This is a genomic window from Shewanella sp. (genome assembly GCF_051658185.1).
GTDB lineage: Bacteria > Pseudomonadota > Gammaproteobacteria > Enterobacterales > Shewanellaceae > Shewanella.
Window position 1 is genome coordinate 1 of sequence record NZ_JBOFMC010000098.1, and the last position, 9,134, is coordinate 9,134.

5 protein-coding genes are annotated in these 9,134 nt (G+C 50.0%); 1 reads left to right on the top strand and 4 read right to left on the bottom strand.

The genetic code is table 11. The features are described from left to right. Positions 1-683 (bottom strand): TolB family protein (locus tag ACRCZA_RS04170; protein ID WP_438673216.1); only part of this gene is annotated, 683 nt, incomplete at its 3' end. Positions 684-987: 304 nt separating this feature from the next. On the opposite strand from ACRCZA_RS04170, the gene ACRCZA_RS04175 reads away from it, so the two are divergent. Then, positions 988-1,488 (top strand): hypothetical protein, encoded by a 501-nt coding sequence (locus ACRCZA_RS04175; RefSeq protein WP_438673220.1) that lies wholly within the window; start codon positions 988-990, stop codon positions 1,486-1,488. 15 nt (positions 1,489-1,503) lie between these two features. Here the strand turns inward: ACRCZA_RS04175 and trmL are convergent, their stop codons facing one another. From trmL to ACRCZA_RS04190, 3 genes are all read right to left on the bottom strand, one after another. Beyond that, positions 1,504-1,968, bottom strand: coding sequence for a tRNA (uridine(34)/cytosine(34)/5-carboxymethylaminomethyluridine(34)-2'-O)-methyltransferase TrmL (gene trmL, locus ACRCZA_RS04180; protein ID WP_438673217.1), 465 nt, complete (start codon positions 1,966-1,968; stop codon positions 1,504-1,506). A 258-nt stretch (positions 1,969-2,226) separates the two neighbouring features. After that, positions 2,227-3,564, bottom strand: a complete 1,338-nt coding sequence (locus ACRCZA_RS04185; RefSeq protein WP_438673218.1) for a coproporphyrinogen III oxidase family protein — start codon at positions 3,562-3,564, stop codon at positions 2,227-2,229. Between the two features lie 411 nt (positions 3,565-3,975). Beyond that, positions 3,976-8,892, bottom strand: coding sequence for a S8 family serine peptidase (locus ACRCZA_RS04190; protein WP_438673219.1), 4,917 nt, complete (start codon positions 8,890-8,892; stop codon positions 3,976-3,978). Positions 8,893-9,134: the final 242 nt, after the last annotated feature.

Genomic DNA, 9,134 nt, shown 5'->3' on the forward strand with positions numbered 1-9,134 from the left:
TCGTAACTGGCGCTGCTTTGGCTGGCTCGCGGCAGCTCACGGCCTAGAGGCTGGGTGATCGCTTCAATGGCGCCGCCGCTGGCGCTGATGCGAAACACATGGGCCTCGCGCCGCTCATCTAACCAGTGATCAAATTGGGCGTAGGGCAAAGCATGCCATTGGCGCGCTGAAACTTTATTGTCTTTATCGGTTTTTAGCTGGGCTTTCATTTGTTCCCAAGTTTGCGATGGGAAGATATTGCTGATGAAATAGAGATGCTTACCGACCCATTTGATGCCATTGACACCGGTGGGGATATCGGTCAGGCGCACCGCTTCGCCGGGACCATCCATGGGGAGCAGGTAAATTTGCCCTGCATCGTCTTCGTTACGTTCGCTGATAAACGCCAGCGTTTTGCCGTCGGGGGAGAAGGTTGGCTCGCTCACTTTTAATCCTTTGGCGGTCAGCGCGCGGTTATTTTTCCCTTCAGGATCAAAGCGCCATAATTGGGTTGCGCCTTTATCTTCTTTTAGATCGTACTCAGTGACGGGGGCGATAATATGCTCGCCAGTTGGGGCAACTACGGGGTTACCGATACGTTTTAATTGCCAGAGTAATTCTGCCGAAAGCGGTTTGTCCTCTTGTGCAACAGCCGTGGTCAGCGGCAGTAGCAAACAGAGTAATATCATGCCTATCTTTTTCACTCGGTGACTCCTTATCATACCTATCGTCATTATTGTGTTGGTAGCGTTTGAGAGTATCGAACCCCTGCCTGAAATTAAACTGAGTATTGCCCAGGATTTAGTAAGCATCTGTTAATTATTAGCTGTCAACTGGTGTAACATCGCAACATAGCCGTTGAATAGCGCGTTGATTAATGATGGTTTTTTAATGGCGCGCGGCTTTAGGTTTACAGTGGATCTGTGTGTGACATGCTTGTTAGGTATCGATATGTATCAGCAATGTAATCAAATCATACGACCTTGCCTCGCCGTGCTTATCTTGGGGATGATTGTTCCCTGTTCGGCGGTGGCGGCTAAGGTCAATTTTGAGATCTTTTGCCCCGAGTTAGCGGGCAACTGGGCGGGCAGCGCTGCCAAATGGGGTGAGGCGCCGAAGGCCGTGACGGTGACAGGCGTTTGTTCGGGGGATCGGCGGCAGTTGATCTTGTCGGTGAGCGTGGGGACGCACGCGCCCTTCAGCGAAACTTGGTGGTTTCGGGCGCAGGGAGAGCGGGTGCTTTTGACCTATTTTGATGGCGTGTCTGCGGATAAGCAGCAGCTTTTTAGCCTTTATCGCCAGCAGGGGAATTATTCTTTGCTTGGGGAGGGGGAGATCAATGCCCGTCCGGCATTGATCCAATTATTGTTTGAGGTTAAGGCCGGCGCGGGGCAAGGGCAAGCCTGGCAATGGACGCAAAATATGCAGTATTTAGATACTGATATTGATCGCTATCAGCTGTTTCGCGGGATTGAGCTGAACCCCGTTCCCCCGGTGCTTTCCCGCTAGTGTTGCTGCGAGGACTTAAACGGCGCCTGCAAACCCGAGTTGCCGCCATGCCTCATAACTGATAATGGCAACCGCATTCGATAGGTTTAGGCTACGGCTGGTGGCGGCCATGGGGATCCGTAACCGCTGCTGCGTTGGAATCGATTCAATGATCGACATGGGGAGGCCACGGGTTTCTGGGCCGAAGAGCAACACATCATCCTTGGCAAAATGCAGTTCAGTATGGGGACGGCTGCCCTTTGTCGTGCAGGCCATGATGCGCTTGCCAGCCATTGCCTGCAGGAAGGCGTCGAAGTTTGGGTGGCGAGTCACATTGGTTAAATCGGCATAATCTAGGCCGGCGCGCCGTAGTTTTTTTTCCTCAAAATCAAAGCCAAGAGGTTCAATGAGATGCAATTGGCTACCGTTGTTGGCGCAAAGGCGAATGATATTACCCGTGTTAGGTGCGATTTCTGGCTCATAGAGTGCGATATGGAACATGCTTGCCTGCCTGTGAAAAATGACGCCCGATTATACGGCAAATAGCGGCTAAACGCAGCGTTGTTACTGTGGTGGCGTTACTGTTACTGAGGTGGTGTACTGTCGTGGTGTTGATGCGTGTGTACGCAGGTGAGAGCGGCGGCGTGTCTGTGGGTGAAGAGACATTGAACTGAAATACGCAGCTTAGGCTAGGGTTAGCTGAGCGCCGTGGTGAGCGAATGTGCAGCGCCAATCAGCGCTGCACACGATAGTAAGGGCTTACATGTCGCAGGGTTTTAGCGGTTTACGCAATTGCGCGCGGACGTTGTCCATACCCGCGTAAAACTCTTTCATCATCAATAGCCCCATCATCTTGCCGTTGTCGGTGATGATCAGATTATCGGGATTGGTCGGATCATTTTTAATAGCGCCAATGGCTTTCATGGACGTCATTTCTTTAAATAGCGCGGTATCTAAGTTGACCCCAAAGGTTTCGCGGAAGTATTTGCGCGAGAGGCGGCCTGAGAACATCCCAAGCAGGAAGCGGTATTGCATCACATCCTTCTTGCTGTAGTTCTTTTGCTGCTCGACGCCCATCTTACCTGCGGCGATCCGCTCTTGGTATTTACGCAGGGAGAAGGTATTGACATAAAGCGTATCGTTTAGGAAGCTGAATGAGCCGGAACCTACGCCTAAATACTCATCATAATCAATGACGTATTCATCAAAGCCTTCATCATTGGCCTTACCAAAAGCCCACGCGGATAATTGGTTATATTGGCCGTTTAAGCTGTTTAGAATTTGGCGATATTGATTTGCCATATCCGCTTGGGGCGCTGCCAGTTTCCCCTTAACACTCTTACGAGTTTGATGGGTGATCATCAGCGGATAGGTGGTGATTTGTCTTGGATCTAAGCGCGATGCCATGTCCAAATCATGCTGAATGACCTCTTCGGTTTGTCCGCGGAAACCAAAAATGAGGTCGACATTGATGATGGGGAACAGCTCTTTGGCTGCCATGATCTTGTCGTACACTTGTTGGCCGGTGCCGAACTTTTCCAGCCGATCGGTCATTTTTAAAATATCGTCATTAAAGCTTTGAACGCCGATAGACATGCGATCCACTAAGCCTTTGAGTTGCTTAAAGCCGGGGCTGTCTAAATGCTGCGGATCGGACTCGCAGGAGACTTCTTTAATATTCGGGAAAAGGGTTTTAGCGTGCTCGATAGTGCGGGCTAATTCATCCTCGAGTACCGTGGTGGTGCCACCGCCAATGTACATGGATTCAAAGTCGTAGCCGAGGGCTTTGACCATCTCCATCTCTTTACGTAGAGAGATAAAATAGGCGCGCGCCTTATCTTCTTTGAACATAAAGCGATGAAAGGTGCAGTAGGAGCAAAGCGTGTGGCAAAAGGGCACATGGGCATACAGCATGTACTTTTTACCTGCTACGGGAGCGGGCATCATCTCAGCAGAGAGCGTATCGAGGCGCAGATTTTTATCGACGTAATACTGCATTACTCGTTCCATCGAGCCGAGCATCCAGTTAGGGACAGTAATATTCGCTTGATATGGCGTTGCGATCGCGCCGTTGAGCGTTTGAATAACAGAAGACATAACGATTCCTATCTGAGAGTGCTAACCGTAAACACCGAATTGCTTTAGGTAATTCACGACCACCTAGCCTGAGTAGATTAACTCGTATACAAAAAACAAAATGTGAACTGGTTATAAGTTACGGTTTCCTAACAGGGAAATCTCGGTTTTTTTGTTAAGCAGATCATGTTTTAGTGTTTTGGAATGCAATTTAACACTAGTAGATGAAAGTCTTAATTTGCTGATTATTATGGGAATTGGCGGCTTGATAGCAACCCTGTATCTGCGTTGTGTCTGCTTGGTGTGGCCTGAAGGATGGCGCGCCGGAATAAAAAAGGGCCTTCAACGAAGGCCCTGTGATAGGTGATTACAGCATCACCGTGAGGGTTGAGCTAGTACATTGGTGCATTAACACATGAGTGCATTAGTGCATTACTGCAGTTTGCCCCATTTCTTGCGTGAGGTCGCGACCCATCCCAGCATTGCAATGGTCAGCCATCCTAAGCTACCACCAGAGTCTTTTTTGGGCGCTGGTGTTGGTGTTGGTGGCGTTGGCGGTGTGGTTGGTTTAGGTTCAATGCCGTCTGACTTCACCGTGAGGTTGAAGCTGGTTTGGACCGCGTCATTGGTGTAAACCATGTCGTAGGCTTTTACGGTAACGAGGGTTTCACCGTGCCAATCTTTTTCCGGTGTAATCGTCACTTTATTGCCATTGACCACTGACGTGATGTGCGCGCCAGTCACTTGGATGCCATTTGCGCTGTTTTCTTTATCTTGCACTAAGACTTCAAAGCTTAGGTTGGTGTTTTCAGCAACGGACATGTTGCTTAGGGCACCAATGGCCAGATTTGAAGGCACTTTGAGGCTGCCGCTGGTGGTGACACTGTTGCTGCCAGTGTAGTCCGTGTTGGCCACAATTTGCAGATCTTGACCGACAGCTTTAGCCCCTACACGAGCAGAGAAGGAGATGGCAATTGCTGAGGCTTCTGGGCCAGTGTAGTTAGCACAAACCACTAAGCCTTCTGCAATTTTCTTATCCAGATCGTTAAAGGCATAGCCATCGCCGATATAGCCATAGGCTGGGCCAAAGGTGCCGCGTGGTCCGTGATAACCATGCAAGCCAATTGAGCCTAAATTCCCTTTAGCACCGGTTAATTTGTCATAGGCGAAGATAAACTCATGTTCACCTGGGGTAAAATCAAGCTCGGTGGAGGCTAATAGCTCAAAGCTGTAGCGCGCATCGTAATCTGGGTCAAAGTTAACGCCAAAAGCAAACTCTTGACGCATATTGTCCCATTCTACAATTAACCAGCGACGGTCGTTGGTGACAGCTAATGAAACGCCATCGTACATATCGTCCGTCATATTATATTCTGGCTGGGTGTAACCATCGCCACGCCACAGTGGTGCGATCACTGTGTCGGGGAAATATTGCTCATCCATTGGATAGTGCAATGGCCAGAATAACGGTAGGCTGTCGAGCTGGATAAAACCACCTGGAGAAATCGCTAAGGTATCCTTATGGGAATATTCTTCAGGGTTGTTATATAACGGGATCCTGTCTATGCCAAATGTACTGAGCGGCATGTAGACGGTTTCGTTTGCTCGGCCTGCAATCGCGGGTTCTGATGCAATACCCGCTTCTTGCCACAAATCCAAATAGTAGGGATTTGAGCCAACAGGGATACGACAGCTTTCATCGGTCTCGCTGGTGGTAAAGGTGTATTGGCGTTTTTGCGCATTACTGGCTTGTTGTATCGCTTTGAGGGTGATTTGTTGCGCGGCAACAGTCAGGCCTGCTTTAAGATCTTGGTTATTGCTGTTCGCTTTTAGCGTGTCAGGCAATAATTGCAACCCTTCTGGCAGCGTTAAGGCGATATTCACATCACGCTCCAAACCGAGTAGGTTTGGTGCCATCATCATCTTAACTTCAACAACATCGCCTTCTTTGGCTTGTTGTTGGCTGGTGGTGATACTGACATCATCGCCGTCATGCACTAAATGCACGGCCATTTTGCCAATGTTGCCCACGTTTTGCGCGCCATTACCGACTTCAACTAAACCGTATAAGCGATCACCGGCTTTGCTGCCTGTGACTGACCAGTTCATTTGTAATTGATAAGGATCAAGACCATTGGTGCTTGTCGGGCCTGTCACATTGAGTTGCTTAGTGTCAGTGTCGGAGATGATTGCCAGACTCGCTTTAATGCTGTCTTTGGTATCAATCTCGTCTCCCCATGGGCGCTTAAAGTTGCCTAACATCACCCAATAACGGCCTGGTGTTGGGTCATTGATCGCGCAATAGTCGGTCACATCGGTGTAAGAGTAACAAATGGCTTCGTCATACCATTCGACTTTGCCGTTGTTATTGAGGTCCATACCAATATCTAATGAACTTGATGCGGCCTTATCGGCGCTAACCTCTTCCCATACAATGCGACGTGTGCCTTCTGGTACATCAAAGAAGTGCAATGCAATACCTGGGCTATTGGCCAAGGTTTCTGGATCGCTGAACTTCACATAGGCGGCGCTGAGCTTGTGCTCGGTCACGGTGCCTGCGGTTAAGCCGCTCACTTTGACATTGAGGTCGCTGATTTCTTTGGTCATCAACTCAGGTGTCAGCATGGTGCCTGTATCGCGGTGGATTTTGCCGGCGACAATTTCTGGCAAGCTAGAGCCAGTAAAGCGTGCCATAACGGGCAGGTATTGATCGGGTAAGCTCGCATCCGTTGGCTTGAGGTCAATTTTGCCGAACACTTCGTTTGAGGACGAGTTGGCGTTGACTGAGGTCACATCGAGGATTTTCGCCGTCACCATGATGCTCTGACTTTCGCCCGCTTTTAACTTGATGGTTTGCGGATATACGCTCAGCTCTAAGAATGGCGCGCCTTCGGCGGTCAGTTCAGTGGCCGTGACGTTCCATTCACCGTCAGTGGTGGCAGTAAAGGTACGCATCCAAGTGCAGCTACTCTTACATTCCGCATTGACTAAGTAAGGCACGTTTAACGCGGTCACATCGCCACCTTCCATCGGGTTAGCTGCGCGATAATTGTCGCCGTTTTCATCCATCACCAGACCCGCTTTTACCGCTCTGGCAACGTTAATCACCCCGCTACCCATATCGTAGAAAGTCGCATCCACTAATTTTGGCGGATTTTCGTAGGTTGGCGCTTTGCCTAACACGGCGGTGGTCATCAGTGCTGACTGGATCATCGCAGGCGTCCATTGTGGGTGCGCCTGAGTGAGCAGTGCTAATGCACCTGCGACATGGGGGCCTGACATCGACGTACCGCTGATCGCCACATAATCGCTGGGCGAGGGATACAGGTTGAAAGGCATTTCATCTGAATAGGCAGCAAACACATCCACCCCTGGGGCGGACACGTTAGGCACCATCACATTGGGGTTGGTATGGCTTGGGCCGCGGGAGGAAAAGTCGGCTAACACATCGGCTTCACGCTCGGTCGTGGCAATCTTGCCCGCAATAATGGTGGCCTTAGGGTCGGTGGTTGCGGCGACCCATTTGACTAATTTATTACCTGATGCCGCATCAATATGCATACCTGGGATAGGGAATGGGTTGAGGTTAAGGCCATTGCTGCCCGTGCCATCGTCCCAAGATACCGCGTTATACAGGATAATCCCGCCCGCGCCGCCGGCTTGGACGTTAATCCCTTTTTGTACTCGGCCATTTTCGCCACGTTTACAAATGACAATATCGTCACTATCAAAGGTGCCCGCAGGGAAAGGTTGCAAACAGAGTGGATCGTTATGAGCCGCGGCGTCGACTAAATTACCGGTAAAATCACCTGTAACTGCATAACCTGTGATGTCAGCAGGAGCATCGGCACCGACAAAATCGGTAATTTTACCTTTGACTGGCTCAATTTCGCGGCCGTGGGTGCTGGCAGCAACAGAGGTTAACCAAGGCGAGACGTGGTCGATATAGCCTGGGCCAAAGCGTCCCCAGTTACCTGCGGAGGCGGCAACCGAGATCCCCGATTCGCGCGCAGCCAAAAAGGCCATTTCAACGGCATCGTACCAAGGGAGATTTTCAAGTCCGCCGATGGAGAAGTTAATGACATCGACGCCATCGACAATGGCGTCTTCAATGGCGGCGACGAGGGCGTCACCAGGACAGCCGCCATAGCTTTCACCGTAAGATCCACTACCGGGATAGCACACTTGGTAGGCAATAATGTTGGCCCTTGGCGCAACACCTGAAACCTCTGGGAACACTAATGAGGTATCAAAACCATCGGATTTTTCATCAGTGCCATTGAGTTTAAACGGCACATTGTAGAGCAGGTTACCGGCGACGGTACTGGCAGTGTGTGAGCCATGGCCGTTGTAATCTTCACCATTGGGCGGACGTTTATAATCCACTTCCCACGGTGGCAGATCGGGTTGGAAAATCGGATCTTTATAGGTATCGGTAATGATATCGTAGGAGCGCACACCGATAAGCTTGCTGTTACACATCAACGGATATTCTTGGCAGTCGCCCAGATATTTGCCTTCCCCTAATGGGTTGACGTGCTTATAACCGTCTGCCGAAACCGCAGCAAAAGAAGGGTGATCGGAGTTAATCCCGGTATCAATAATACCGGCAATAATGCCTTCACCGCGCATGGCGATGCCATCAGGGACGCCGCTGCCTTGCCAAATCATGTCAGCGCCAATATGTTTTGGACCCACATCGGTGAAGAGTTGGTATTCTTTGGCGCGGGTCACGGCTTTTACGCCGGGTAATTTAGCGACTTCGGCTGCTTGCTCTTGGCTTAGCACCATCGTCATACCGTTCAGCGCGATATTAAAGCGACGCTGAATTTTGGCATCGGGGGCCACGGTTTTAATTTGCTGCGCGGTTTGATCTTGAGCCTTGGTCAAAAATGCTTGGTAGTTTTTAACCTTGCTACTTTTGACATCTAAATTGCCAAAGCGGCTAGTGCTGCGCATCGAGGGTTGATTGCTGCGAGGAGAGGTCGCCGCCAATTCAGGGCGTTCGCCTTGATATAGGGCCACGGGCGCATCCATCAACTGAATGATATAGGTGTGCTGGCCGTTGATGTCTTTTTCCCAGTTAAAGGGCGCTTTGTGGCTGCTGCCCTTGGCTGAACGGTGGACGTTCATGCCAATTTGGCCGGGTCGATTGGCTTGCTGCGCAGCTGGGTGTGTGGGTTTATTTTTATAATGTTCGAGCTGTTCTGGATTCAGTTTGATGCCAATCAGTTTTTGAGCCGGATCCTGAGCCGATTGCTTGTCGGATAAGGGGTTGGCGACAAGCGTCCCTATTCCGGTCGCATATAACGCGGCGAGCGTCATTATGCTGATCTTCTTCAATTTCATTATGTGTTCCTTGATTGTTTTTGTTGTTGCAGCATTGTTAACTCCCGAAGGGATTGTTACGACAGGACGTGACGAGCGGCTAATGCGTTATGCGTATCGGTTGATGTATAAAAGCTATTAGCCGGTTGAGCTTTAAAATATTTGCTTACTAAACATGAGCTTGGTTGCTTGTTGCTTTACTTGAAATGGCATGGCTGGATACAAATTGTCACGAGTGCTAACTTGTTGCTGGTTTTTATTCT